Annotated in this window: 1 protein-coding gene; it reads left to right on the top strand. The window is 66.8% G+C overall.

Annotated elements, in window-relative coordinates; translation table 11 throughout:
• The coding region (locus CCN51_RS48895; protein WP_143676162.1) for a peptidoglycan-binding domain-containing protein at nucleotides 1-241 on the top strand (241 nt) is incomplete at its 5' end.
• Nucleotides 242-358 lie beyond the last annotated feature (117 nt).

The raw sequence follows: 358 nt of genomic DNA, 5'->3' as shown, positions 1-358 counted from the left end.
CCCGCCCCCCACCGGCCCGCCCGTGCTGCAGGAGGGCGACAGCGGCTCCGAGGTGGTCGAGCTCCAGAAGCGGCTGGGCCAGCTGCTGCTCTACCTGGGGTCGTCGGACGGCGAGTACGACGACGGCGTACGGAACGCGGTCACCAGTTTCCAGAACACCTACGGGGTGGAGGGCGACCCGAAGGGGGTCTACGGGCCCAATACGCGCCGTGCACTGGAGTCGCGAACCGACGAACCGTAAAACGCGAGCCGTAAAACGCGACCCATAAGGACACGAAGCGTAAAAACGCGAGCCGTAAAGACACGAGCCATAAAAACCCGGCGAAGGCCCGGCTACGACCCGGCGAAGGTCCGGCGG

The sequence above is a fragment of the Streptomyces milbemycinicus genome, assembly GCF_002154605.1.
GTDB classification, from domain to species: domain Bacteria; phylum Actinomycetota; class Actinomycetes; order Streptomycetales; family Streptomycetaceae; genus Streptomyces; species Streptomyces milbemycinicus.
The sequence above is the reverse complement of the archived record's forward strand: the minus strand, read 5'-3'. Positions and strand labels throughout refer to the sequence as shown.